General features: G+C 69.1%; 20 protein-coding genes, 1 tRNA gene and 1 other RNA gene. 2 read left to right on the forward strand and 20 right to left on the reverse strand.

Features of this window, described 5'->3' with window-relative positions; genetic code table 11:
- Positions 1-75: 75 nt before the first annotated feature.
- From ACZ7M2_RS45155 to ffs, 4 genes are all read right to left on the reverse strand, one after another.
- Positions 76-1,962 carry a hypothetical protein gene (locus ACZ7M2_RS45155; RefSeq protein ID WP_471600310.1) on the reverse strand — a complete coding sequence of 629 codons (1,887 nt, stop codon included), beginning with the start codon at positions 1,960-1,962 and terminating at the stop codon, positions 76-78.
- A 329-nt stretch (positions 1,963-2,291) separates the two neighbouring features.
- Positions 2,292-3,581 (reverse strand): phosphoribosylamine--glycine ligase, encoded by a 1,290-nt coding sequence (gene purD, locus ACZ7M2_RS45160; RefSeq protein WP_471600237.1) that lies wholly within the window; start codon positions 3,579-3,581, stop codon positions 2,292-2,294.
- Between the two features lie 98 nt (positions 3,582-3,679).
- Positions 3,680-6,016 (reverse strand): DNA polymerase III subunit gamma and tau, encoded by a 2,337-nt coding sequence (locus ACZ7M2_RS45165; RefSeq protein ID WP_471600238.1) that lies wholly within the window; start codon positions 6,014-6,016, stop codon positions 3,680-3,682.
- A 109-nt stretch (positions 6,017-6,125) separates the two neighbouring features.
- Positions 6,126-6,224, reverse strand: an RNA gene (gene ffs / locus ACZ7M2_RS45170) — signal recognition particle sRNA small type.
- Positions 6,225-6,295: 71 nt separating this feature from the next.
- Here ffs and ACZ7M2_RS45175 point away from each other — a divergent pair.
- A tRNA-Ser gene (locus tag ACZ7M2_RS45175) sits at positions 6,296-6,383 on the forward strand.
- Between the two features lie 62 nt (positions 6,384-6,445).
- On the opposite strand, the gene ACZ7M2_RS45180 is transcribed toward ACZ7M2_RS45175, so the two are convergent.
- From ACZ7M2_RS45180 to ACZ7M2_RS45245, 14 genes are all read right to left on the reverse strand, one after another.
- Positions 6,446-7,729: a tyrosine-type recombinase/integrase gene (locus ACZ7M2_RS45180; protein ID WP_471600239.1), complete on the reverse strand. Its 1,284-nt coding sequence runs from the start codon at positions 7,727-7,729 to the stop codon at positions 6,446-6,448.
- 77 nt (positions 7,730-7,806) lie between these two features.
- Positions 7,807-8,025: an excisionase family DNA-binding protein gene (locus tag ACZ7M2_RS45185; protein WP_388081352.1), complete on the reverse strand. Its 219-nt coding sequence runs from the start codon at positions 8,023-8,025 to the stop codon at positions 7,807-7,809.
- A gap of 194 nt (positions 8,026-8,219) precedes the next feature.
- The gene (locus ACZ7M2_RS45190; RefSeq protein WP_471600240.1) at positions 8,220-9,467 is read right to left on the reverse strand and encodes a DUF3631 domain-containing protein; all 1,248 of its coding nucleotides are present in this window, start codon (positions 9,465-9,467) and stop codon (positions 8,220-8,222) included.
- Between the two features lie 190 nt (positions 9,468-9,657).
- On the reverse strand, positions 9,658-10,584 hold the full coding sequence (locus tag ACZ7M2_RS45195) for a bifunctional DNA primase/polymerase (protein WP_471600241.1): 927 nt from the start codon (positions 10,582-10,584) through the stop codon (positions 9,658-9,660).
- A gap of 156 nt (positions 10,585-10,740) precedes the next feature.
- On the reverse strand, positions 10,741-11,199 hold the full coding sequence (gene ssb, locus ACZ7M2_RS45200; protein ID WP_471600242.1) for a single-stranded DNA-binding protein: 459 nt from the start codon (positions 11,197-11,199) through the stop codon (positions 10,741-10,743).
- A 16-nt stretch (positions 11,200-11,215) separates the two neighbouring features.
- Positions 11,216-11,521 carry a hypothetical protein gene (locus ACZ7M2_RS45205; RefSeq protein ID WP_471600243.1) on the reverse strand — a complete coding sequence of 102 codons (306 nt, stop codon included), beginning with the start codon at positions 11,519-11,521 and terminating at the stop codon, positions 11,216-11,218.
- A gap of 230 nt (positions 11,522-11,751) precedes the next feature.
- Positions 11,752-13,869: a hypothetical protein gene (locus tag ACZ7M2_RS45210; RefSeq protein ID WP_471600244.1), complete on the reverse strand. Its 2,118-nt coding sequence runs from the start codon at positions 13,867-13,869 to the stop codon at positions 11,752-11,754.
- Between the two features lies 1 nt (position 13,870).
- Positions 13,871-15,448: a hypothetical protein gene (locus ACZ7M2_RS45215; RefSeq protein WP_471600245.1), complete on the reverse strand. Its 1,578-nt coding sequence runs from the start codon at positions 15,446-15,448 to the stop codon at positions 13,871-13,873.
- Between the two features lie 81 nt (positions 15,449-15,529).
- A complete protein-coding gene (locus ACZ7M2_RS45220) occupies positions 15,530-15,766 on the reverse strand; it encodes a hypothetical protein (protein WP_471600246.1) in 237 nt (78 codons plus the stop codon).
- Positions 15,767-15,796: 30 nt separating this feature from the next.
- On the reverse strand, positions 15,797-16,180 hold the full coding sequence (locus tag ACZ7M2_RS45225) for an RRQRL motif-containing zinc-binding protein (RefSeq protein ID WP_471600247.1): 384 nt from the start codon (positions 16,178-16,180) through the stop codon (positions 15,797-15,799).
- Positions 16,181-16,193: 13 nt separating this feature from the next.
- On the reverse strand, positions 16,194-17,084 hold the full coding sequence (locus tag ACZ7M2_RS45230; protein WP_471600248.1) for a DUF2637 domain-containing protein: 891 nt from the start codon (positions 17,082-17,084) through the stop codon (positions 16,194-16,196).
- Complete coding sequence (locus ACZ7M2_RS45235) at positions 17,081-17,392, reverse strand: hypothetical protein (protein WP_471600249.1); 312 nt, start codon at positions 17,390-17,392, stop codon at positions 17,081-17,083. The genes ACZ7M2_RS45230 and ACZ7M2_RS45235 overlap by 4 nt, the downstream gene beginning before the upstream one ends.
- Entirely contained in the window at positions 17,389-17,652 is a 264-nt protein-coding gene (locus ACZ7M2_RS45240; protein ID WP_471600250.1) for a DUF6284 family protein, read from the reverse strand. Before ACZ7M2_RS45240 ends, ACZ7M2_RS45235 begins: the two co-directional genes overlap by 4 nt.
- A gap of 461 nt (positions 17,653-18,113) precedes the next feature.
- A complete protein-coding gene (locus ACZ7M2_RS45245) occupies positions 18,114-18,830 on the reverse strand; it encodes a GntR family transcriptional regulator (protein WP_471600251.1) in 717 nt (238 codons plus the stop codon).
- A gap of 56 nt (positions 18,831-18,886) precedes the next feature.
- On the opposite strand from ACZ7M2_RS45245, the gene ACZ7M2_RS45250 reads away from it, so the two are divergent.
- Positions 18,887-19,708 carry a class I SAM-dependent methyltransferase gene (locus ACZ7M2_RS45250; RefSeq protein WP_471600252.1) on the forward strand — a complete coding sequence of 274 codons (822 nt, stop codon included), beginning with the start codon at positions 18,887-18,889 and terminating at the stop codon, positions 19,706-19,708.
- Between the two features lie 137 nt (positions 19,709-19,845).
- On the opposite strand, the gene ACZ7M2_RS45255 is transcribed toward ACZ7M2_RS45250, so the two are convergent.
- Positions 19,846-21,963 (reverse strand): P-loop ATPase, Sll1717 family, encoded by a 2,118-nt coding sequence (locus tag ACZ7M2_RS45255; protein WP_471600253.1) that lies wholly within the window; start codon positions 21,961-21,963, stop codon positions 19,846-19,848.
- Between the two features lie 301 nt (positions 21,964-22,264).
- A complete protein-coding gene (locus ACZ7M2_RS45260; RefSeq protein ID WP_471600254.1) occupies positions 22,265-23,215 on the reverse strand; it encodes a DUF4436 family protein in 951 nt (316 codons plus the stop codon).
- Between the last annotated feature and the right edge of the window lie 654 nt (positions 23,216-23,869).

Raw genomic sequence — 23,869 nt, forward strand, 5'->3', positions numbered from 1 at the left:
GTGAACGGAACGCGGTCCTCCGGTCGAAGAGGCGGATATCGGCGGCTGGGAGCAGGGACGGTGGTGACGGCGGCGTCAGACCAGGCGGACCGGTTTCTCGGGGCGAACGCCCAGCTGGCGGAGCCAGTCCCGGAGCGGTTCCGGGTCACCGTCCTCGACGAGGGTCAGGACCCGCGGCCCCAGATCGGCGGCCCGCACCCCGTCGACAAGAAGGGCGGGGCCATCGAGCCAGTCGAGCCCCGGCGCGGCCCCGGCGGTGTCCATCGCCGCACAACAAACCATCGCGGTGACATGGTCGGCCAACAGCTCACGCCCACTGCGCGGCGGCTGGAGCGGAAAGAGCGGCAGCATCCCGTCGTCCCAGAACGACCAGTCGGGGCCCGGCTGCTCCGCACCCCCGCCCGGCCCGGACGCGACGGCCGGCGCCGCCGCCTCCTCACGGGCCAGCTCCGCGCTGAGCCCGGCCGCGAGTGCCGCCGTCCGCTCACTCCCGAGCACGGGCTCGCCGTCCTCCCCGACCTCCTCCTCGGCCGCGGCTTCGGCCTCGACCTCGGCCTCGGCTTCTGTCTCCGTCTCTACCTCCGTCTCGTTCGGGCTCACGCCCGTGGCCCTCTCCCCGTACGCCTCGCGCCGATCGACGGAGAGGTCGGCGTCGTCCGTGGCCGACGTGGCGGCCGCGGTCAGATGGTCGAGCACGCGTGCCAGCGTCGGACCGCCCTGGTCGGGCTGGGTCGGATCCGTGGGGTGGCGGACGCCCAGCGCGTCCAGCACCCGGTGCAGCCGGGCCGCTTCGGTGCGCCAAGTGCGGTCGACGACCTCGTCCGGATACTCCTGCCAGTCCACCGGCGCCCAGTCGGGCCCCGGCTCCGCGGGCCCGCCGTGGAAGAGGCGCGCGGCGAGAAGCGAGGCCGCCTCGTCCACCGAACCGGGCTCTTCGAGCAGGTCGCAGGCGGGGCGCTCGCCGAGGCGGGACGCGAAGCCCTCGGCCAGCCGGTCACGGCGCGACAGCTCGGTGAGGGCCGCGACGACACCCACGTCCAGCCGGGCCGGCCAGCGGCCCATCCGCCAGGCGGGCAGCGCGACCCGGGTCAGCAGCCGGTCCCAGCCCGCGTACGCCAGGCCGACCTGTTCCTGGGCGACGATCCGCAGACCGTAGTCCACAGCCTGTGCACGCTCGGCCGCGGCAGCCGCCACGCCCCGTTCCATCTCGGCCGCATGACCCCGGCAGCTGCGCAGCAGCAGGCGGGTCACCCAGCCGACACCGGCGAGGACGGTGCGGACCAGGGGGCCGCGGGCGGGCTCGGAGGTCACGGCCACGGCCGCGTCCAGACCCCGTACGAAACGGCGGGCCGCGGCTATGTCGGGGTGCGCCGAAGGTCCCGTACCGGCGACGACCGGGGCGAGGACCGCGCGCAGCTCCCCGACCCGCATCCACCACAGGAAGGGCGAGCCGATGACGAGGACGGGAGCCGCGGGGGCTCGGCGGGCTCGCCCGGCTCCGCCGCTCAAGCCTCGCGCGCCCGCTATCTCGTCGCGGTACTCGGGCGGCGGCGGGCCGTGCGCCGGGTGGGTGCGGTCCTCCAGCCAGCTGTCGCAGTCCGGGGTCAGCGCTATCGCCGAGGGCGGCGGGACGTCGAGGCGGTCGGCCAGATCCCGGACCAGGCGGTAGAGGTCGGGAGCGGACGCCTCCGCGATCGGGACCGTGGGGCTCACGGCGGGCCGCGCGCGGGCGACGACGAGCGCGATGCCCGCGGCGGCGAGCAGCACGAGGGCGGCGAGGACCGTCACGATCCAGCGAGTGACGGGCCAGCTTCCGCCGGTGATGTGCCCGGTCGAGCCGCCGACGAGCAGCACGACGGCGACGGCCGCGGGCAGCAGGGCGACGGCCAGCGCCCTGCTGCGGATACGCAGCACGGCGAGCGCCCGGGAGCGCGCGGCCTGCGCGCCCACCTCCACACCCATACCGGTCACGACCGGATGTCACCCCCTGCTGTCGGCCCGGCCCGGGCTGTCTCGCAGCCCGCGCCGAAGGATGCCCTGGTGTTGCTCACTCCCCCACTGTGGCACCCGCCACCGACATCGCAATGCCGGTGGGCCAAGTGCCCGAACGCTTTCGCCGCACCCTAGTTGGGGCCTCGGCCCCCGTCAGCCGGATGGGGCATCGCTCACTCGATGGAATGGCTTTGGGGAAAGGTGGATGACCGTGGGCAAGGATCAGGCCCCGGATTCCGTACAGAATCCGGGGCCCAACGATGCGTGCGGGGGTGGGGGCTACGCCTCCGTCAGGGGCTCTACGCCTCGGTCGTGACGTCGGTCGTGGCCTCGGTCGTGGCGTCCGCCGCCGCCTTCGCCGCGATGTCCGTACGGTGCTGCGAACCGTCGAGGCCGATGCGGGTGACCGCCGCGTAGGCGCGGGCGCGGGCCTCGGTGAGGTCGGTGCCGGTCGCCGTGACGGAGAGCACCCGGCCGCCCGCGCTGACGACCGCGTCGCCGTCGTGCTTCGTCCCGGCGTGCAGAACGTACGCGTACGGGGCGTCCAGCGCCGCCACCTCGTCGAGCCCGGTGATCGGGTCGCCGGTGCGCGGGGTGTCGGGGTAGTTGTGGGAGGCCACGACCACGGTGACCGCCGCGTCGTCGCTCCAGCGCAGTGGCGCGAGATCGGCGAGGGTGCCTTCGGCGGCGGCGAGCAGGACGCCCGCGAGCGGGGTCTTCAGCCGGGCCAGGACCACCTGGGTCTCCGGGTCGCCGAAACGGGCGTTGAACTCGATCACCCGTACGCCGCGGCTCGTGATCGCCAGACCCGCGTAGAGAAGGCCGGAGAACGGGGTGCCGCGGCGGCGCAGCTCGTCGACGGTCGGCTGGAGGACGGTCTCCATGACCTCCTCGACCAGCTTCGGGTCCGCCCACGGGAGGGGCGAGTACGCGCCCATGCCGCCGGTGTTCGGGCCCTCGTCGCCGTCCAGCGCGCGCTTGAAGTCCTGGGCGGGCTGGAGCGGGACGACCGTCTCGCCGTCGGTGATCGCGAAGAGGGAGACCTCCGGGCCGTCGAGGAACTCCTCGATGACGACCCGGTCGCAGGCGAGGGCGTGCGCGCGGGCCTTCGCGAGGTCGTCGGTCACGACGACACCCTTGCCGGCCGCGAGTCCGTCGTCCTTCACGACGTACGGGGCGCCGAAGGCGTCGAGCGCCTCGTCGATCTCCTCGGGCGTCGTGCAGACATACGAACGTGCCGTGGGGACGCCCGCCCCTGCCATCACGTCCTTGGCGAAGGCTTTGGAGCCCTCCAGCTGCGCGGCCTCCTCGGAGGGGCCGAAGCAGGGGATGCCCGCCGCGCGCACGGCGTCGGCGACGCCGGCGACGAGCGGCGCCTCCGGGCCCACGATCACCAGCTCGGCGCCGAGCTCCGTGGCCAGCGCGGCCACGGCGGCGCCGTCGAGGGCGTCGACCGGGTGCAGCTCGGCGGTCTCCGCGATGCCTGCGTTCCCGGGGGCGCAGTGCAGGGCGGTGACGTCGGGGTCGAGGGACAGGGAACGGCACAGGGCGTGTTCGCGGGCGCCGCTACCGATGACGAGGACCTTCACGGGGTCAGCCTAACCGTCGGGGCCGGGTGCCTTTGTGGGGGCTTCCGAAGCGAGGGGTGGGGAGAGTTGGTGCGATCCTCCGAGAGGGGCCCGGGTGTTCACTCGTTGGAGAACTCCTCCACCACCGTCGCGCCCAGTTCGCGGACGATCAGGTCGTGGCCCGAGAGGGCGGACTCGTCGAGGTCGGGGTCGTCGTCCTCGGGGATGTCGTCCTCGGGGGCCACCGGAGGCGGCTCGTAGGCGACCGGGGCCGGCGGGGCGGGCGTCGAGGCGGGCGCAGCCGAAGCCTGGCCCGCGGGCGAGCCCTGCGACGCGGCGGGGCGCGGAGCCGGGGCCGGGGGCTGCTGGGGGGCGGGGCGCGAACCGGCCGGAGCTCCGCCGTAACCGCCACCACCAGCGCCGTAGCCACCACCGCTGCTGCCGCCACCGAACCCGGGACCAGGGCCGGAGGCCGACATCGGTGGCGGTGCCGAGCCACCGGAGGTGTCGACGATCGCCTCGATCTTCCACTGCACGTTGAACTGTTCGGCCAGCGCCTGCCTCAGGACTTCCTCGCTGCCGCTGCTCGCGAAGTTGTCGCGCGCGCCCGCGTTGACGAAGCCGATCTGCAGGGTCGTGCCGTCGTAACCGGTGACCTGCGCGTTCTGGCTGAGCAGGATCCAGGTGAAGCGGCGGCGGTTCTTCACGGCCTCCAGGATGTTCGGCCAGAGCATGCGGGGGTCGACGCCACCGGCGGCGGGGGCCGGTGCGGAGGCGGGGCCTGGGCCTGGGCCGGGGGTGGACGCCGTCGGCGCAGCAGCGGGTGCGGGTGCGCCGGGGGCGGCGGGGGCCTGTCCCCCGCCCGCGGGTGTCGCGGTCGGCCAGCCGCCCGGACGCCGACCGCTGCCCACGGCCGTCGCGGTGGGCCAGGCGCCGGGCGCCGCGCCGGACGGGGGCGCGGGCGGGGCCGTAGCGGCAGCCGGAGGAGCCGCGGGCGCGGCAGCGGCGGGACCCGGAGCGTGTGCCGGGGCCGAGGCAGGGGCAGGAGCAGGAGCAGGGGCAGCCCCCGCACCCGGCGCCGCAGCAACCCCGCCGGTAGCCCCCGCACCACCGGCCCCGTACCCCTCGTTCGCCGGTCCCTGTCCGCCGGGGCCCGGGCCCCGCACGGCGGCCCGGGCCGCGGCGACACCGCCGCCCGGCGGAACCATCGGAACGGCCGCGGCCTGCGCTCCTCCATGCACTTCGGGGCCGGGTACGTACCCCATGGCGGGGGCGCCCGCGCCGGCACCGGAGAAGTTCACCCCGCGCTCGATGCGGTCCAGGCGGGCCATGACGGATCGCTCGTCCCCGTACGCCGCGGGCAGGAGCACGCGCGCGCAGATGAGTTCGAGCTGGAGTCGCGGCGAGGTGGCGCCGCGCATCTCCGTCAGTCCCTCGTTGACGAGATCGGCGGCGCGGCTCAGCTCGGCGGCGCCGAAGACCCCGGCCTGGGCCTGCATGCGCTCGACGACATCCGACGGGGCGTCGATGAGCCCCTTCTCGGCGGCGTCGGGAACCGCGGCCAGGATCACCAGATCGCGCAGCCGCTCCAGCAGGTCCGCGACGAACCTCCGGGGATCGTTGCCCCCCTCGATGACGCGGTCCACGATCTCGAAGGCCGCGGCGCCGTCGCCCGCGGCGAACGCCTCGACCACGGAGTCGAGCAACGACCCGTCCGTGTACCCCAGCAGCGAGGTGGCCATGGTGTACGTCACACCGTCGGTGCTCGCCCCCGCGAGGAGCTGATCCATGACGGACATGGAGTCACGCACGGAACCGGCGCCGGCCCGCACGACCAGCGGCAGCACGCCGTCCTCGACGGGAATGCCCTCGCGCCCGCAGACCTCGCCCAGGTACCCCCGCAGGGTCCCCGGCGGCACGAGCCGGAACGGATAGTGGTGGGTCCGCGACCGAATCGTCCCGATGACCTTCTCGGGCTCGGTCGTGGCGAAGATGAACTTGAGGTGCTCGGGCGGCTCCTCGACCACCTTCAGCAGGGCGTTGAAGCCCGCCGGGGTGACCATGTGGGCCTCGTCGATGATGTAGATCTTGTACCGACTGCTCGCAGGCCCGAAGAAGGCCTTTTCCCGCAGGTCACGAGCGTCGTCGACACCACCGTGCGAGGCGGCGTCGATCTCGATGACGTCGATCGACCCCGGCCCGTTCCGCGCGAGGTCCCGGCACGACTGGCACTCCCCGCAGGGAGTCGGCGTCGGCCCCTGCTCGCAGTTCAGACACCGGGCCAGAATCCGCGCGCTGGTCGTCTTCCCGCATCCGCGCGGCCCGCTGAACAGGTACGCGTGATTGACCCGGTTGTTCCGCAGCGCCTGCTGCAACGGGTCGGTGACATGCTCCTGCCCGATGACCTCGGCGAACGACTCCGGGCGATAGCGGCGGTACAGCGCGAGAGACGACACACATACGAGGTTATAGGCGCCCACTGACAACAGGGACCGCTCACCGGCCCCCAAGCCCCGGGCCGCCGGGCCCCTGCGGCCGGACCCCCGTGCCGCATCCCGCCCCGGGAACGCAAGCGCCCCCCACGCACCCGCCAGAGCCAACCTACCCTTGCTGCCTTCCGGCCCTGGGGGAGTTCAGTCAGATAGCGCCACGTGAGGGGCTCCGCACAGAGTACCTGATCCGGGAGGGGGGAACGAGTTCGCGAGCACTCCTCAACGTCTTGTATTGTTTGCCGCGGAGGATTCGCCTAGAGGCCTAGGGCGCACGCTTGGAAAGCGTGTTGGGGGCAACCCCTCACGAGTTCGAATCTCGTATCCTCCGCCAGTGCCTCACCGGGCACGATGTCGAAGGGCCCCACCGCGAGGTGGGGCCCTTCGACGTTGTCCTCAACCCCCGTTGTCCTGGTTTTTGTCCACAGCGGGTTCTTCCGCAGGTCCCCAGATAGCTTCGGCGATCTTCCGGGCGACGTCCTTGAGCATGGTGTCCGGCACATGCAGGTACCGCGCCCGCATGCTCGCGGAGGTGCCCGGCTCCCACCCCATGATCTGATCAATGACGCGAGCCGGGACACCGAGCAGCATGAGCACGGTGGCGGCCGTGTGACGTGCGTCATGCAGTCGAGCGTTCCGAACCCCCGCGTCCTCCAGCAGCCGCTTCCAGTCGTGATAGTCCGTGTTCGGGCTCAGCGGGCCCCCCAGAAGCTTGGTGAACACGTAGTCCGACTCGGCCCACAGGTCGCCGGCCGCCTTACGCTCGCGCTCTTGCGTCTCGCGATGTGCACGGAGCATGGCGACCAACGGGCCCGGCAGGGGCACAGCTCGCCGACCCGCTCGGGATTTGGTGTTCTTGGTCTCGCGCCGGACCTGCACCTTGCCGGGGCAGTACCCCGCTTTCCGACCGCACGGCGAGGCTTCCGGACACCCGTGCTCGTACCGGGGGCGCAGACGGTTCCGGCGCAGTTTCAGGTACTCGTTGTCCAGATCGACATCAGCCCAGCGCAGTCCGAGCGTCTCGCCCTGCCGCAGTCCGAGCGCCAGTGCCAGCATCCAGCGCGCGCTGTTCCGGCGCTTGTTTGCTGCGAGCAGCAGGCACTGAACCTCTTCCACGGAGTAGGGCTCTACCTCAGATTCGTCCTCTTCCATCCGTGGCGGCTTCGCCAACGCAGCGGCGTTCTTCGCCGCGTAGCCGCGCCGCACCGCTTCCCCCAACGCGGTTCGGGCGGTGCGGTGGGCCTGGTGAGCCGTGCCGGCTTTGCGCTCCCCGTTCGCCTGCATGCGGCGATAAAGGCTCTCCAGGTGTTCGGGCTGCAAGCGGTCGAGCCGGTGCTTGCCGACACCGGGCACGAGGTGAACGCGCACGGCGACCTCGTAGCCGTCGTACGTGTTCTCGCTGACGGTCGGCTTGGCGATGTTCTCAACCCAGTGCCAAAGCCATTTCTCAACGGTCCATGCCTTACCCGGTTGCTGCGCCGAACCGCCGTCGCGCTGCTTCTCCAGCTTTTTGACTTCGTCAACCAGGTCATCGCGGGTCTTGCGCGTCAGGTGGCGACGGTAGGGCTCGCCGTTGTCCTTGTAGCCCATCGGGACTCGCGCGTGCCAACGGTCGTCCGCTCCGAAGTAGATGGCCGATTCGCCATTGGCGCGGCGAGTGCGCTTCTTGTTCTCCGCCACGAGCGGGCTCCTTCGAAAGTTCATAGATGCAGCTCGGAGCGCCACCCATCATTGGGTGGCGCTCCGAAAGAGAGGGGTCAGGCAGCTCGCTGCTGGGCCCGGCGCCGGGCGACGTACTCGGCGGGAGCATCGGCAGGAATCCGGCGCAGGCTTCCTATCGGGATGGATTCCAGCTCGCCGCTACGAATGAGCTGGTAGCAAGTGGTCCGGCCGATGCGGAGGCGACGTGCGGCCTCTTCGACGGTCAACAGCACCAACGTGGGGTCATCGACCTCACGAAGCTGAGGCGTGTCCATGGGTGGGGCACTCCTTGGTCTGTCTGCGAGATGGGCGGGCACGGTGCGTGGTCGCTTCCCCTTCTGGGGATCCGCAACATCCGCCACGCCGCAACATTGCTGGTCAGCGGCTTGAATCTGTGGCGGATGCCGTTTCTGTTGCGGATAGGTGCCGCCGCGCGGAGGGCTTGGCGGCACCTATCGAGTGGGCAGTGTCAGACGACGCTGCGGAGGGTGTGTGTGTCGGATTCCGCGAACATGTGGCGGGTCTGGGACGGGGCATCCGCCACAGATTCACCCCCGTTGACCTGCGGTGTTGCGGCTGTTGCGGATGTTGCGGATTCTCCGGGGGGAGGGGGGCAGTAGCGGGCCCACGCGTCGCTGAGGTCTTCCGCGTAGTAGCCCTTGGGGGTGGTGCTGCCGACTCGGATCCCCTTCGGTTTGATCGTGGTGTTGTCGGGGCGGACGTACTGGCTCAGGAGCTTGGCCATGGCGCGGGCGGTGAGCGGCTTGATGTTCTGCCCGTCCTCGCTCATGTCGGCCCACGGGGCGTCATCGATCCCGAGGAGCACTTCGAGGATGGCGGCGGTGGGCAGCTTGTCGACCCCGCAGAACACGCGGTCGCGCAGGTCGGTCAGCAGCCGCACCCCGAGCGAGGCTTCATCTCCTTCCCTCGCGGCCTTGATCAGCGCGACACAGGCGGCGCGGGCCCGTTCGGGCCAGGGCCCGCCGGCCGCATCGGCGACCGCGAGCAGGGGTTCCCACACGTCGGCCGGCCGGTCCGTGACGCCCTCGGGCATGTCCGGCCAGGCGTCCGCGATCTGGTCGTGCAGGGGGGCGGTCCAGTCCGCGAGTCGGTCACGTAGGGCGTGGCCCTGCTTCTCGTGGACGCGGCGCCGGTAGGGCTCGCACTTCTCGTTGGGTGCCTTCTTGCGCATTCGGATGATGACCGACCTGGTCAGGATCGTGTCGGGCAGCGAGCCGAGTCCAGCCATGGCGACCGCGCAGAACGAGGGGAGGAAGGCGGCTTTCTGGTCGGATCCGTCGCCGATGCAGCGCAGGGACTTGGCGCCGCGCCGGTAACCGGAGTTGAGGAACCCGCGGACTTCCTCGTTCCCGCCCGCTTTGGGCCCGAAGACGGTGTCGATCTCATCGAAGAGGAGAGTCGGGGTGCCCTCATCTGCGGAGACGAGCCGAAACAGGGCGTTCGCGGAGGCGTTGACGGTGGTCGCGGAGCGTGGGGTGAGGGTCTCGATGATCTCCAGTGCCCGCGACTTCCCCGAGCCCGGTTCGGGGCTCAGGAAGGCGATACGGGCGGTGCCGTCGAGCGCGTCCATCAGGTGCGCGTGTGCATCCCACAGGGTGACGGCGACGTAGGCGTGTTCGGTGGGGAAGACGTTGAAGCGGCGGTGGAAGGCTTCCACCTCATTCAGCAGCGCGGCCCCGTCAATGGTGGCGGTCATGAGGCGTACCTCCTGTCGGAGCAGCGGGCCGTGCCCGCGATACGGAGGACAGTGGGAAGAGCTGAAAGGACGCCCTGACGGGCGAACTTCTCCCGGGCGCCCACACCCGTTGCCCCGCGGGCCTGTTCGGCGTCCTGCGGTCCGTCCGTGGCGGGGATGGGGCAATCCAGGTGGGAGGAGCGGGGGGCGGTCATACGGCCTCCCGCGGTGTCGCGTTGGCGAGCAGCCACTCCATGGCGCTGCGGATGGTGGTGCGGCACTCGGCAGCCGGCAGTCCCGTCGACTCCCCCGCCGCCTGGATTGCTTCTTCGACCGTGGGGCGGGAGATGTGGCCCCAGGCGACGAACCGGGCCACCTTGCAGGTGCTGCGGTACAGCGTGTTGTTCCGCCCGTGCGGGCCGCCCTCGCTCGCGGCCCGGATGACCGCGCACTCCCGCTCCAGCGCGGTGCGGGCGGCTTTGGTGCCGTCCCACACGCGCGTCGGGACGGGCGGGGCCGCCGGTTTGGCGGTCTCGGTGAGGAGAGCGGCGAGCCACGCGGGGAGCGGCGCGACGGGGGCCGCCTCGGCGACTTCGTAGATGCCCTGCTCGGTGGTACTGCTTGCGGCCACGACGTAGCCGCCCCAGGCGCGGGTGTCGATGTGCGGGGCAAGCCGCTTCACGCTGCACTTCAGCGTCATGCCGGGCGGGGCGGTGAAGTACAGGTGGCTGCCCCCGCTGGGAGTCCGCACCTGGTAGGTGAGCGGGATGGGTTGTCCGGCGCGCTCGCAGAGCGCCTTGAAAGAAGTGGCGCCGTCAGGCGCTCCTTCCTGCTCTTCCGGTTTCGGCACGTCCAGATCGACCACGAGCAGCCCGGCGGGGCCGGTGGCGATGCCGACGTTGTACGGGCGGTTCGCCCATGCGACCTGGATCATCTCGGCGTCGGTGGTGGCGCGCTGCTCGGGGGTTCGGTGGCCGCTCGCGCAGCGCCCGTTACCGGGGCAGGTGCGTTCGGGGTGCCCGGCGGGCCGTTTAGTGCCGGGGTGCAGGGGGATGACGGGCCAGTCGCGCTCTGCGGAGAGCAGGGCAGCGGCGAGCAGGTGCAGGTTCTCCAGGGCCACGGGCAGGGGCTCGCTCATGCCTGCCTCCGTGACCAGTGCGGCTGTAAGCCGCACTCTCGCCGAATGTCGGTGGGTTGCGTCATGCTGGGAGACCTCCACAGGTCTGTTGATGGCAGGTGGACAAGGGCGGCCCCGGTTTCATTGGCGTGAGGTTGGGGGCCGCCCTTGGCGTTGCTAGAAGGGGGGCTCTGCGCTGTACTCCGAGCCGCCAGTGGCGTCGCTGGTCTTGGCCCACGGGTCGTCGCCGGCGGGGCCGTTCTGGGAGGCGCGCTTGGCGTTGATGGTGACGGTGGTGAACCGGATGGAGGCGCCGATGTCGTCGATCTCGACGGCGAGCATGGAGCGCTTCTCGTCCTGGTCGGTGGTCCAGTCGTGCTGCCGCATCCGCCCGCTGGCCACGACGCGGGAGCCCTTCTTGAGGCTGTCGGCGATGTGCTCGGCCAGGGTGCGCCAGGCGGCGCAGCGGTAGAACGCGGTGGTGCCGTCCTTCCACTGGTTGGAGGTGCGGTCGAAGGTGCGCGGGGTGACGGCGATGGTGAACTTGGCGAGCGCGGCGCCGCCCTCGGTGAACTTCAGTTCCGGGTCGCCGGTCAGGTTGCCGACGATGGTGATCGGGGTCTCTCCGAACGACATGCTGTCTCCCAGATGGTCAGTGCTTGCGGGCGAGCTTGAGGGTGACGCCGCCGACCCCGATGGGCCCGGCTGCGCCGGCGATGACGGTGGCGGTGTGGGCGGCGGCATCGAGCAGGAAGCAGAGGGCGGCGACCAGTCCCCAGCCACCGAGGACCGCGGCCCCGGCGATCGCGAACGGGACCACGATCCGGCGCAGCGTGATGGCGTTCTCGTTCGTCGGCGCGGTGACGATGACGACCGGCTGACCGGTTGCCTGCGCGCGGTTCCAGGCGTCGGCGGGTATGTGCGGGGCGATGATTCCGGGCGGGTCGTTGTGGCCCATTGGGGGCTCCTTCGGGTGTGCCGCGGGCCCGCGCCAACAGGTGGCGCGGGCCCGTGCGGTGGGTGGGTTGCTTGTCGCGTTGCTTGTCGTCTCTCTTGTCGTGCGGCTTGTCGCTTGTCTTGTCTTGTCGCTTGTCTTGTCGCTTGTCGCCTCCCAGGTCACAAGCCGTTTCCGGGCCCCACGGACCCGCTGCACGGCTCCTCATTGGGCGGGGGTGACAAGCGACAAGGTCAGCTTTCGGGAGGCGTTCCGGGGGCGTTGTCGCGGTGGACGTAGCGGGCCTTGGTGCCTTCCCCGACGCGTACGGCGGTGCCGTCCTTGAACCATTCCTGGAGCCAGCGAACGACCGTCTGACGGGTGGTCCCGTACTCGTCGGTGAGCGCGCGGGAGATCGCGGACGCTCCCGTGCCCTCGGTCCCGGAGGCGAGCAGCAGGGCGAGCGCGGCCCGCTGCGCCGGACTGTCCTGCTCCTGCTCGCGGTTGAACGCGGACAGGTTCAGCCCACCCGGCACCGGGGGCTCCGCACGCGCCGCGGCCGGCTCGGGAGCGGTGCCGAACTGCGCGTCAATCTCTGCCCGGAAGCGGCGCAACATCTCGTCCTCGTGCGACGGCGCTTCGGGCTCGCTGCGCAGCGCGGACAGCTTCAGCCCCTCCCCGGCCACCCCGGCCGGAGCGGCGCCGGCGCCGGTGTCGGGGGTGTGGTCCCGCATCCATGCGATGCGGCTGGCGTCCCAGCGGCGGGCGTAGTCGGGCCCGGCTGCCTTGGCGGACACGGCATCGAGCACGGGGTGCCGGTCGCTGGTGGCGGCGATGATCTCGCGGATCTGGTTGGGCAGGATCCGCCACGCCTTGAACAACGCGGCCGGAGACTCCGGAGTGCCCATGAACCCGGCGCCTTTGAAGGGGGCCTGGTCGACGCGCAGGCCGCGGGAGCCGGGGAACATCTTGCCCAGGTCCATGCCCTCGGTCTCCCCGCCCGTGAGGGCGACGCGGACCTTGGCTTCCCGGCGGATCATCAGGTTGCCCAGCACCGCCCCGGTGGCTCCGAGGGCGGTCAGGACGGTGCGCACGCCCATGGCGCGGGCGATGCGGATGACTTCCAGGATCTTTTCCGCGAGCTTGCGCATCGCCCGGTCCGAACTGGCCAGGATCTCCGCGCCCTCATCGATCACCAGCATGATCTGAGGGATCTTCCGGCTGATGGGCAGCAGGTCCGTGTTGGCCTTGGACAGCAGGTCCTGGTAGCCCATCTTGCGCTGCTTGGCGACACGGACCGCGGTCTCCAGCATGGCCATGGCTTCGTCGTAGGTTCCGGCGAGCCAGTCGATCCCCGGCCGCACGGGCTTGCCCTCCGGGGTCTCGATCTCCCCGTTCAGCGCGGGCAGGACCCAGGGCAGACCGGCGGACCCGGCATTCAGGTCGATGACCCAGGTCAGGACGTCCTCGGCGCGGGCGAACCCGGCCAGGATCGTGTGGACCATGTTCGTCTTGCCCGAACCGGTCGGCCCGACCACCAGTGCGCACTGCTCGCGCAGGTAGGCGAGGATGCTCGTCGCGTTCGTCCGATACCCCCACGGGATCCCGGTGAGCAGGGACAGCGTGCTGTAGTCGGTGGGGTAGGTGCGCTCTTCCTCCAGCACGTTGACGGTGGTCACGTCGATGATGACCCGGCCCTGATGGATGCCGGGGGACGCGGTGGCGGTGCAGCCGTGCGGCAGCCGGGCGTCCGCGGACAGCTTCGCTGACTCGGCGGCGATCTTGGCGTAGGTGGCGCCGCCCTGGGGGAGTTCGGCGTCGATGGAGAATCCGGCCCCGGTGGGCCACTGCTCGACACCCAGCACGCGCACGGTGATCCCGCACACCCGCTGGATGCGCTCCACCCATTCCGCGGCGATCGCCCGGCGCTCCGCGGACAACTCCCGCGCGATCTGCCGCTGAGCGGCGGCGGTGGCCTCTTCTTCGCGGGCCTCCTCGAACAGCGCAGTCGACCGGGCGGCGGCCCCGATCCCCACGCCGATGGTGGCCAGGGATCCGAGGGCGGCCCAGGTGAGGGGGCCGTGGGTCATGGCCCACGTGGTCCACCCCGCGCCGACGAGCCAGGACGCGGCGCGGGTGGCGAGGGTGCGGCCGGCGTTGCGGACCCGCAGCCCGACGATGGTGTGGCCGAGGGCGCCGGCCGCGCCGACGGCCAGGGCCCAGCCCGGGGGCATGGCGGTGGCGGCGCCGGTGGTGGCGACGGCGAAGGCTCCGGTGGTGGCGGACAGGGCGCCGGTCACTGGTCCGTGACCGGCCGCCCAGTCCAGCACCGGGCCACTGCCCTGCTGTTTGGCGGCGGCAGTGCTGCTCATGTCAGACGTTCCAGCCCTTCTCTGCCTCGGTGCCGTTGCGGGGGTCCTCGTGCCGGGCGATGTCCTGCGCGTGGACCTGGCGGAACATCGGCCCCATGTCCTCCGCGACCGCGACGGCGCTCATCAGGGCGCCGAAGATGTCGCTGAATCCCTCCGCGACCTGCTTCTCCAGCGGGAACTCCGAGTCGGAGCGCTCCGCAAGGATCTTCATGATGTTTGCAATGCAGGTCAGCGCGGTCGGCAGGTTTTCGACCATGGCGAGGATCTCCATGCAGCCGTCCGGCTCGTAGGTGTTGGCCGCGGCCATCATGTCGATGGCGTGCTCTTCGAACCTGAATCCGGTAATCAGGGACACGTTCTCTCCTTCACTCACAGGGGCGTTCGTGCTGGTCGGGATCTGTGTGGCGGGCCGCTGGACGTGGTCGGTGATGCCGTCGGTGCCGTCCGCGGCGGCCTCGGCATCCGCCGCGGCCTCCCGCTCGCCCAGCTCCTCGCGGATCGCGGCATCTCGGACGTTGCGCTGCTCGCGGGCGGTCTGGCACAGCCGCCGATACAGCCGCCGACCCGGGTGGACCAGCCACGGCAACTTCAACTTGCGGCCGATCGGACTGGTCAGGAAGCCGAGCACGCCGACCGGCAGGGCGAGCAGCGCGGCGAGCAGGCGACGACCGTGGAAGCGGGCCGCGGACCGCCACAGCGCGCTGCGGGCCGCCTTCCTCGCGGGTGCCTTACGCACCGCGCCGCGCTGCGCGTCGACCGCGGCGCGGGCCTTGCCGTCCCGCCGCGCGCGGTTCCTGGCGATCGCCGCATCCCGCACGGCACGGGCCTTACGCGCCGCGCCACCGAGCATCCGCCCGGCCAGACCACCCGAGCGGCCCGACCGGCCCCCGCGGCTGGTGAAACCGGCGCCGCCGGCGGCCTTGGCGTTGCGGCGGGCATCGGCGACCGCGCGACGGGCAGCCGTGGCCTGCGCCCGCTGACCGGCACGCGACCCGCCCGCACCCTGCTGCGCCGCACGCAGCGCCCGCACTTGGCCGGCCCGGCCCGCAGCCTGACCCACACCACCATGCACGCGCTTGGGCGAACCGTGCGCGCCACCGCGGGTCTTGCCGCTGGTAGCGGTACTGCCATGCCGTGCGGCGGTCCCCGACCCGCGGCGATGCTGGCCCGGCACCCGGCCAGACCGGTCACCCGCGCGCCCGGCGCCGGTCCTGCCCGTGCCGCTATGGCGTAGGCCGGTGGTGCGGGCGGCGGCCCGGCCTGCGGTGCGAGCAGCAGCGCGCCGCTGTTCGCGGCGTGCGCCGGGCTTGTGGGAGCGGGTGGCGGCGACCGTTCCGAGGACAACGGCCCCGGTGGCGGCCACCATGGCGGCGATCGGACCGCCCGCGAGGGATGCGGCGGCGACCATGCCCACGGTCGTGTTCGCACCCGACAGGGCCAGCGGGACGACCGGCCAGCCACCGGGCGTGTGGTCCACCTCCGCCGCGGCCGGGGTCGGGGCGAGCGGGGTGTCGGGCGGCGGGGGTGGTGCGGTCGGGGCAACCTCTACGGCTACCGGTTCCGTGCTGAGTTCCGTCATGCTGGAGTGCTCCGTCTCGAAGAGGTTCGGGGTGCTGGCGCGGCCCTTTGGCCTGCAAGCGCGGGGCCGCGCCGGGCTGAGCTAGAACGCGTCCGGCTCCAGCGAGAAGAACAGGACCGTGAAGTCGCCGTGGCCCAGCTCGTCCGCGGCAATGGCCCGGATCTCCTGGTAGGCCTGCGAGCGCGAGAAGTACGCAGGGTCGAAGGTGGCGACCGACGACACGGTCAACTGCTCGCCGCTGCGGGTCTGGACGGTCAGGATGTAGTGGAAGCCGACGGCCCTACCGGCATCGGTCGTGGTCGGGGTCTGGGTGCTCACGGGCACAACTCCTCACAGAGGGACGGATGTTCAGGCGGTGCGCTGTTCCTCGGTGGTGATGCACATGCCGCAAATCCCGTAGGAGCGCGGGATGCAGTAGCCGACATCGAGCCGGCAGCGGGGGCAGGTGCGGCGGGCAAGCATCGCCAGCGCGAGCGCGCCCCACTTGCGGGAGGTCATCGGCCGGACGGGCTTGGCCAGGTCGGTGCGGTAGAGGTAGGCGACCTGGTGACCGCCGGCGCGCCGGTTGATCCGCATGAGCTGCGCGGCGATCGGCTGCCCGCCCGGCCGTAAGCCCCGGGCGCGGAGCTGACGGCGGGTGGCCAGGCCGGCGGGGGCGAGGCGGTAGGGGTAGGCGGGGATGCCGTAGCGGAGCCCGGTCGGGTCGTAGCAGTCGGCGTAGGCGAGTGACATGACCGTCTCCCGCTCAGCCGGCGATCGCGGTGGGGAAGTCGGTCAGGTACGGCTCACGCGTCTTGACCCGACCCCGCGCGGTGCGGGCCGTCGACTCCGACGCGCCCAATCCCGCGGCCGTCATCGCTTGCGTCATGCGGGCGGTGCTGGGCTGGGTGAAGTCGGTCCCGTACAGGGCTCGGACCAACTGATCGATCCGGTTCGGGTAGACCACGGGCGTGCAGAGGTCGACGGCCGTCGACGACGCGGTGACGGGGGTCGCTTCCACGGTGACGGGCGTCGACGCGGGCTCGACGTCCGGCACGGTCGCCGGGAGTTCCGGCACCTGCTCCGTGCCGCCGGCGGGCTCTACGGGGAGCGGGACCGTGGTGCGGTCGACGCTGATCGTGACGGGCGTCGACGGTGCTTCGACGCCCGGCGGCGGCGTGTTGACGCCCGTCATCGCGCGGCGGGCGAGGTAGGCGTGCACCTGCCGCATCAGCGCGCCGAACGCCAGCAGCGCGGCCACCGGAGGCACCGCAGCGACAACGTAGTTGAGGGCGTTTGCGTCCTGTCCGACTCCGGCCACGTTCAGCCCGATGGAGGCGCCGTCACCTGCGGTGACCAGGCCGATTGCCCACCAGTCGACCCGGTGAGCGAGCGAGGCACGCAGGATCAACAGCTCACCGATCACGATGAACAGATCCACCGTGGCCGGCCAGGCCCACGAACGGGCCACCGCTTCCGCCATCCCGTGCGCGGCGGCGACTTCCTGCAAGTGCTCGTACGACAGCCAGAACGCCACCGCGGTGAGCACCACCGTCAGCACACTCGCCAGGGCAGTGATCGCATGCTCCACGCCGACGGGCGTCAACGCGGGCTCGACGCCCGTCGACCGTGCGTCGACGCGGGCCGCGCCGCTCATGCCGCACCCGCTTCCACCGTCGCCGGCTCATACGTGGCGTACACGTGGAACTTGACCCGGTAGACCGTCGCGTCGAACTCCAGCGACGGCCGATCACCGATCCGGTCGGCGACCACCTTCTCGGCGGGGACGCCCAACGCCTCGCGCCACGCCTCCAAGGCGCTGGGACTGCCGAGCTGCACGCTCAGCTCGTTCGGGGCGTATCGGCTCGCGGTGATGTAGGCGGCGGGGAGGTTCGGGTGGCTGACCGCGATACCGGCCAGGCACGTCAACGTGGCCCCCTGCGCGGCCATGGTCCCGGCGCTCACGCGGCCACCTCCGAGACCGCAGAGGTATGGTTCGCCACCGCGAGGCATGCGGCCAGCACCTTGCGCCGAGCCCGCCGCACCCGACGCGTGTCCACCTCCGTGACCGGACGGTCCAGCAGGCTGATCTGCGCGTCCAACAGCTCGACTTCCGCCCTGATGAGCGGCATCTCTCGCTCGATCGCGTCCAGCTCCGCATCCGTAGGCTCCAGCCACGGAGCGAACGCGGTAACAGCGTCCTGAACAGTAACGATGTGTTCCATTGGGTCGTGTCTCCCTAGTAGCAGGCAACGGCCCGAACAGAGCCCTCGGTGTTCCAGCACCGGGGGCTCGCGCCGTTGAAGTCGGTAGATCCGGCTCCCCTCAGCGCTGCTCGTACGAGACGAGCAGCGGAGGCAACCGGCCGCAGCGAACGCCGCGAGGGTCGAAGCGCGACCTAGCCGCGCAGTCCGCCTTTTCGACTCGGGGAGGCGGAGCCCACCTATGCAGTTCTCAAGCAACCACCAGCGCGGGGCCCCTAGTTGCGGAGGGCCATCCCGATCCGGAACCACTCCTCACGGAGGAGGAGCGGCGTTGCATCTACAGACTGGACCGGTGGACCGGTCCAGTCAAGCGATGTAAATCGAGTTGGAGGGCACCGAATGGAGTTTGCGCAGCTCAGGCGGCGTGACGGGGTGTCAAAAAAGCTGGACCGGCGGACCGGTCCAGCTCGGTTGGGGGTTCCCTACATGGCGTAGGTGTCCACCTGCTCGAAAAGCGAGGATGGGGTGACGCCTTCCTCGCAGACCAACGGGCGACCGTCCTCGTCGTACGCCGTGTGGAGGAGCACGGCGACCGCAGTGCCCGCCGCTACATGCAAGCGCTCCGCCTCCGTGTCCGTAGCGAGTCGCACGGTGGTGATATCCGCTCCTTCGACCGGGAACCGACCAGTCTGCCGACGGACGTAGCGTGTCGTGCCCTCGGCGATGGGAGCAGTGTCGGCGAGGCGAGGTGCTGCCTCCGCGATCTCTGGGGGAAACCACGCCTCCACGCAGCTATTCGGGGTTCCGTCCGGGAGCTGGAGGACGCGGATGCGTCGCAGCGCCAGCACTCCGGGGGAGATCCCGAGCGCATTGGCGACGCGGGCGGGAGGTTCTGCCCAGTCGGGCGTACCGATCCTCAGGAACGGCATCCCACCCAAGATGCGCGCCGACCCGGCTCGGCGGGCGCCGGCGGGGCGCGCTACAGGTGTCTCCGTGACGACGAACCCGGTGCCCTGCTTGGCCACCACCACGCCATCGTTGCGGAGCACGTCCACGGCTTTGATGGCGGTGGCTCGTGACACGTCCCACTGCTCGGCCAGGTCGCGGCCGGACGGGATGGTGGCGCCAGGGGGGAACTCACCAGCGGCGATGCGGGCGCGCAGAGACTCGGCGATCTCTTCGTACTTCAGAACGGCCATGGCTTCCCCTACTCCGCGCGCTGGACTGGTCCACCGGTACACAGGATACTGCGACCATGTCGAATCTCGAATTGGCTCCCTCCGTGATGCGGTTCTACGGCGAGACAGTGAACGAGGACAGCCGCCTGCGTAGCTCGGCAGACGGACGTATGGAGTTGGTCAGGACTCAAGAGCTCCTCCGACGCTTCTTGCCCCCAGCGCCGGCGCGCGTGCTCGACGTGGGAGGGGGGACCGGGATTCACGCTGAATGGCTTGTGAAGGACGGTTACGAAGTCACGCTCGTGGACCCCGTGCCCCGCCACGTCGAGCACGCGTCGGCCGTGTGCATGGCGATCGTGGGAGACGCCCGCGATCTGCGCCAGCCGGACGACAGTTTCGACGTGGTGCAGCTCCTTGGGCCGCTGTACCACCTGCCCGACCCCGACGACCGGCGTAGGGCACTGGCGGAAGCCCACCGCGTGGTGAAGCCGGGAGGGTTGGTCGCGGCGGCTGCAATCAACCGCTACGCGTCGCTCTTTGAGCACGTCACGTACGCCCACCTACACACCGAGCGGATTCGTGACTCCGTCGCCAAGATCCTTGAGACGGCCGTCTATGACGGTGTACGAGGGTTCACCTTGTCCTACTTCCACCGCGCTGAAGAGCTTGTGGCGGAATTGGTGGCCTCCGGGTTGACGGACGTGCAGGTCTTCGGGATCGAGGGGCCCGCATGGTCACTCGTGAAGGCGGCCGAGCAACAGCCCGGCGACGGGCCCACGGACGAGCTGATTGCCTCGGCAACGGAGGCGGCGCGCATGGCGGAGCCGTACCCGGAACTGCTTGCTGCCAGTTCGCACCTACTGGCCGTGGGCAGGGCTCCCGTTGACATCAACGTCTGACATCAACGGCGGCGAGAACCGTCGCGACGTAGGCGCGGTAGAACATTCCCTACTCTCATCAAGCCGAGGAGGGCCCCATCGACGTATGCGGGACCCTCCGTATGCCAAAGGCGCGGTATCTCGGCAGAGTCGGCGGACTACCCTAGCTTGCGGGCTACGCTGTCGTATTTATCCTGAATATGATCCTCTTTGATTTTTCCATTGCGGGCCTGCCGCAGAAATACCATCAGATCTTTTTCGTTCAGCGGCAGAACGAACTTGTTCTGCATCGCGATACGTTTGATGTGGCCATAATATGCAGGTTTCATCTCACCTCGAAACACTACGACAATGAATCCGCCGCTGAACTCATTGAGGTAGTAGCTCAACTGGTGGAAGTCGTCTGCATGCAACTCCGCATAGTTCTTGCACTCCCAGATGACTTGAGTGGCCCCGTATCTGGTGCGCATAGCTTCCCAGAAACCGCCACTTGCGCGATTAGAAGCAATCCAGTCCCGTACGACTCGGCCATCGTGACTTCGCGATCTGGGTTCTACGTTCCCGAGGGCGCGAAAGAAGCAGAGGCGAATTACATCGCCGACTATCTCTTCAAAGTCCTGCGCACCAGCGGTGCCTAGTTCGATCTGCTTGATATCTTCCATGAGCATCTCGACATGGGCGACGTACTCGGTCCTGTCGACACCCCCGGGCAGATCCTCAATCTTTCCAATTTTGCCAAATTCGGCGTCATCAGGAATGCTTCTAACCAGGGTGTCTTGGAGGTCCAGTGCATCCCAGTAGCAGCGATGGATGACGACGTCCGTGGCGTTACTCACTGGGGGAGGGCTCGTGTCGAGCGGCCCTAGAGCGCGGAACTTTGGACTCTTCCCTGCAACGCGAATCCCAACGAACCCAATATCATAGAGAAGGCGGATGAACTTTTCGGGTGAAGCGTTGACGGATAGCCATGTGCCACAAAGTTGCACAACTTCTGGATCTTTCATCAGCTTTCTGATGAGGTCCTCAATTGCTCCGAACGTAAAGGCGTTGCCTAGCCCATAAAAACGGGATAGCACGGTAGCCACCTGTGGGAAGTTCTCCGAATACTCATCCCCGAGGTCGCGGAATCGATTATCAGAGAACCGGCGCCGCGCCTGCTGAACATCCTCAAGAAGGATTTTCTCGTGGCCAGCTCCCTGAGCGGCTTCCACTGCATTGCTGGTGTAGATCAGAATGTCGCGTGGTCGCCTCTGGCAATATTCAAGAACATTGCTCCATGCCTCGTCCGGATGCTCGAAGAAGGCCTGCCAGGTTGCACCACGTAGCCCGAACTTTGCCGTGAGATTCCGATTCAAACGCTTTTCGATAACCTCCAGTAGTTGGCGTTCATTCCACTCCATGCCGACTACTGCCGTTTCAAGTCTAGAGGACTCCGTGTCGAGTCCACGTACGCGCTCATAAATGTTCTCACGAAGAAAAATGATCGCGCGTGCCCAAGGGATCTGAGTGGAAATCTCCTGACACGCGTGCATGAACGCGGTCAGGTAGATCAGCCCCTCGTCGCTCCCCTCCCAGTAGTCATCGATACTATCGATCAGTACAGTGTGGGTGGCGAGTCCTTCAGCGGACAGTTGCTTCATCTCATCCGCAACTCGCTTCGCGATCTTATTCTCGGTTAGCCAGCGCTCGTCGTCGCCGTCAACAAGGGCGCCACTAATTCGCGCAATGATTCTTAGGCAACGAAGGTCGAAATCCATGGCTGCATATTCATCAAGCTCGGCTTGAATTTCGTCGGGTAGTCTGTCGCGGCCAGGGCGATCTTGAAGCCACATCGAAAGAATCTCTACTTGCAACGCTCTACGGAATGCAAAAACGAGAGACCTGAATGGCTTACCCTTGACGTTCGTCAAGAGATCGATCTCTTGCAGGGTTGAAGAGGGGCTGAAAATCTCTGGAACGATGACGCGTGTGGCGCCGCCGTTCATTCCACAGAACTTCCTGACAGCCGTTTTCCCGGTGCCCCGCCGCCCTACAAAGAAGACCTTCTCGCTGTTCGGGTCCAGGGCGGCTTCAAGCGCCGCCGTATGCACGTAGATGCTTGGATCGCTCAGAGCGCTGTCATACTCGGCGAATGACTGTCCGATGTTGATTCGCCTAATGGCATCTTTCGGGAGGCGAAGCCCAGCCAGCGGCTGTGACGCTTCCCGCGCAGGAGGAGTAGCTGATTCAGGCGCTGCGGAAGACTTGGACTCTCTGCCCCTTTTACGACGAACCACGGCAGCTCCCCAGACCGACGATGATCGATTCGCACCATAGTGCCTGAGTCGCTGAGTGTGTGTTCAAGAAACGGGCAAAAATCCAGCTTCTCAGGGCGACGGTCAGGGTTTGAGGGTGTCGGTACCGGTCTGCCCCGTGTGTATGACTCAAAGTGCGGACCGGGGCGCTGGCCCAGCCGAGCGCAGAGCCCCGTGGGCCAACTGAGCGCGGCCCACGACAGCCGTCACGACCCCCCGCAACCCGCACCCTTGAACATCTCTAGATGTGTCGTCCGCACCAGCCGCTGCGGGACCTGATCGGTCACCGTCTGCGGGCCGACGCACGAGCAGTGTGGGCGGACAGCCTTCGTCTGGTACTGAGCCTTCGCGGAACCTGCGGCGCCGCGGGCGGACTTGTTGGGGGGCGGGAAAGCCTCCTGTGGTCGTCCCAATAGCCGACCGTGGCCACCCAAGCCAAGCTTGCAGCGATGATGCCCTCGGCCCAGAAGAATGCGATGTAGTCGATCAACGATCCGATTGGCGGAGTCCCCGGTGCGGCGTTGCGCAAGCCGACAAGGGCGAACAATGTCGCTGCCATCCAGCCTAGAGATGGCCAGATGAGCCCCTGATGCTGGCGCACCAGCACTGTCGCACTTGCCAACACGGCCACGGCTAGTGTCCACATGGAGAAAAATAGGAAGCACGCCAGAATGAAAGTGCCTCCGGACCGACTGATGTTCATTTCAAGGCCGGCAGTCCCGGGGTCAAAAATCCATGCACGGACTGAATTCATGGTGAAGAACGGGTCTTCGTTCCGAAAGGCCATTGCGACTGGAATATGGGTTCCATCCGAGCTGGTGGCCTTCCATTGGATAAACGTCGAGTAGCTGTCCCAGGGGTAGTCGGTCGGCCCGCCGTAGAGCACAATCGAGAGCTGCTGCCTGTGAGGCATGGCGTCCTTGGCGAGAAGCACGTCTCCTCCGGAGAGGTACGGGCTGGTGAGTCGTACGTCCTCAGTCAGGGCGTACCCCGTATCCGTGCGCTTCCCCAGGGTTCCTCGGGCAGCAGGCCATACGGTTAAGACCACCTGCCCAGTGCCGGGGTCTACCTTTTTCGCGCTGACGTCGAGATCTAGCCACATTGGAGTCTCTCGGTGAATATCTCCACTATCGGCCAATGTGGACTTCTGGGACGACGTGTTGCTGGCATACAGAAACATGCCTGTCTCGGCGAGCACCGCAACCAAGACCGCAATGACGAGTGTGGTCCCCACGTACAGCAGCCACGGCCGAACCCCCCAAATCCTACGGAGCCCGTTCGGATCCGGTGTGCGTCCAAGCGGACCGGTGGGAGTTCGGGGCGACTCAGCCATTTGACAAGCCTGGCTCGACGCTCGCACAACGGGGGGCTCGCCACGCCGTTGACGTGTGGCGCCGGGCTTCGGGCAGCCGGGTCGGAAAGGGGAGCACACGCCCGGGCCGGCCGGTCGTAGGACCCACTCTGCGACGAGGGAGCCCCAGGCGAGCGGGTCGGGGGCGATGCCGTCCCTCCACTAGCCAAGGTAGTTGACGATAGGGCGAGATGCGCCGTTCGCCTGGGTTGCCGCAACAGCCGGAGTGACCTGGGGAACGGCGCCGCCGACCACGTCCGCCCTTACAAGGCAGCGGTCAGGCGCTCGTTGGTTGGAATCCAACTGCGGCCTTCGGGGCGGTGCTGAGTCGCGCTGTGGGCCATGCGTGGGCCAGCGCGCTCGTGATTCTGCCGCGTCGACTAATAGGCGCAGGTCAGAGGCGGCGCCGGTAGCTATACAGCGACGCTCTTGAAAGCCGTCCGGGTGACCGGGACCATATGAGGGATGAGGTGGAAGCCTTCTCGGCTCCACCCGGCGCGTTGTCCTGGTCTTTGTCCAGTGCGGCAACGGCCGCCA

The organism is Streptomyces sp. NPDC111507, assembly GCF_055638955.1.

Bases quoted from the DNA above. Each gene is read 5' to 3' on its own strand.
- ACZ7M2_RS45155 (WP_471600310.1), bottom strand. From the start codon at position 1,962: ATGGGTGTGGAGGTGGGCGCGCAGGCCGCGCGCTCCCGGGCGCTCGCC.
- ACZ7M2_RS45185 (WP_388081352.1), bottom strand. From the start codon at position 8,025: ATGGACACGCCTCAGCTTCGTGAGGTCGATGACCCCACGTTGGTGCTG.
- ACZ7M2_RS45190 (WP_471600240.1), bottom strand. From the start codon at position 9,467: ATGACCGCCACCATTGACGGGGCCGCGCTGCTGAATGAGGTGGAAGCC.
- ACZ7M2_RS45195 (WP_471600241.1), bottom strand. From the start codon at position 10,584: ATGAGCGAGCCCCTGCCCGTGGCCCTGGAGAACCTGCACCTGCTCGCC.
- ssb (WP_471600242.1), bottom strand. From the start codon at position 11,199: ATGTCGTTCGGAGAGACCCCGATCACCATCGTCGGCAACCTGACCGGC.
- ACZ7M2_RS45205 (WP_471600243.1), bottom strand. From the start codon at position 11,521: ATGGGCCACAACGACCCGCCCGGAATCATCGCCCCGCACATACCCGCC.
- ACZ7M2_RS45210 (WP_471600244.1), bottom strand. From the start codon at position 13,869: ATGAGCAGCACTGCCGCCGCCAAACAGCAGGGCAGTGGCCCGGTGCTG.
- ACZ7M2_RS45215 (WP_471600245.1), bottom strand. From the start codon at position 15,448: ATGACGGAACTCAGCACGGAACCGGTAGCCGTAGAGGTTGCCCCGACC.
- ACZ7M2_RS45225 (WP_471600247.1), bottom strand. From the start codon at position 16,180: ATGTCACTCGCCTACGCCGACTGCTACGACCCGACCGGGCTCCGCTAC.
- ACZ7M2_RS45230 (WP_471600248.1), bottom strand. From the start codon at position 17,084: ATGAGCGGCGCGGCCCGCGTCGACGCACGGTCGACGGGCGTCGAGCCC.
- ACZ7M2_RS45240 (WP_471600250.1), bottom strand. From the start codon at position 17,652: ATGGAACACATCGTTACTGTTCAGGACGCTGTTACCGCGTTCGCTCCG.
- ACZ7M2_RS45245 (WP_471600251.1), bottom strand. From the start codon at position 18,830: ATGGCCGTTCTGAAGTACGAAGAGATCGCCGAGTCTCTGCGCGCCCGC.
- ACZ7M2_RS45250 (WP_471600252.1), top strand. From the start codon at position 18,887: ATGTCGAATCTCGAATTGGCTCCCTCCGTGATGCGGTTCTACGGCGAG.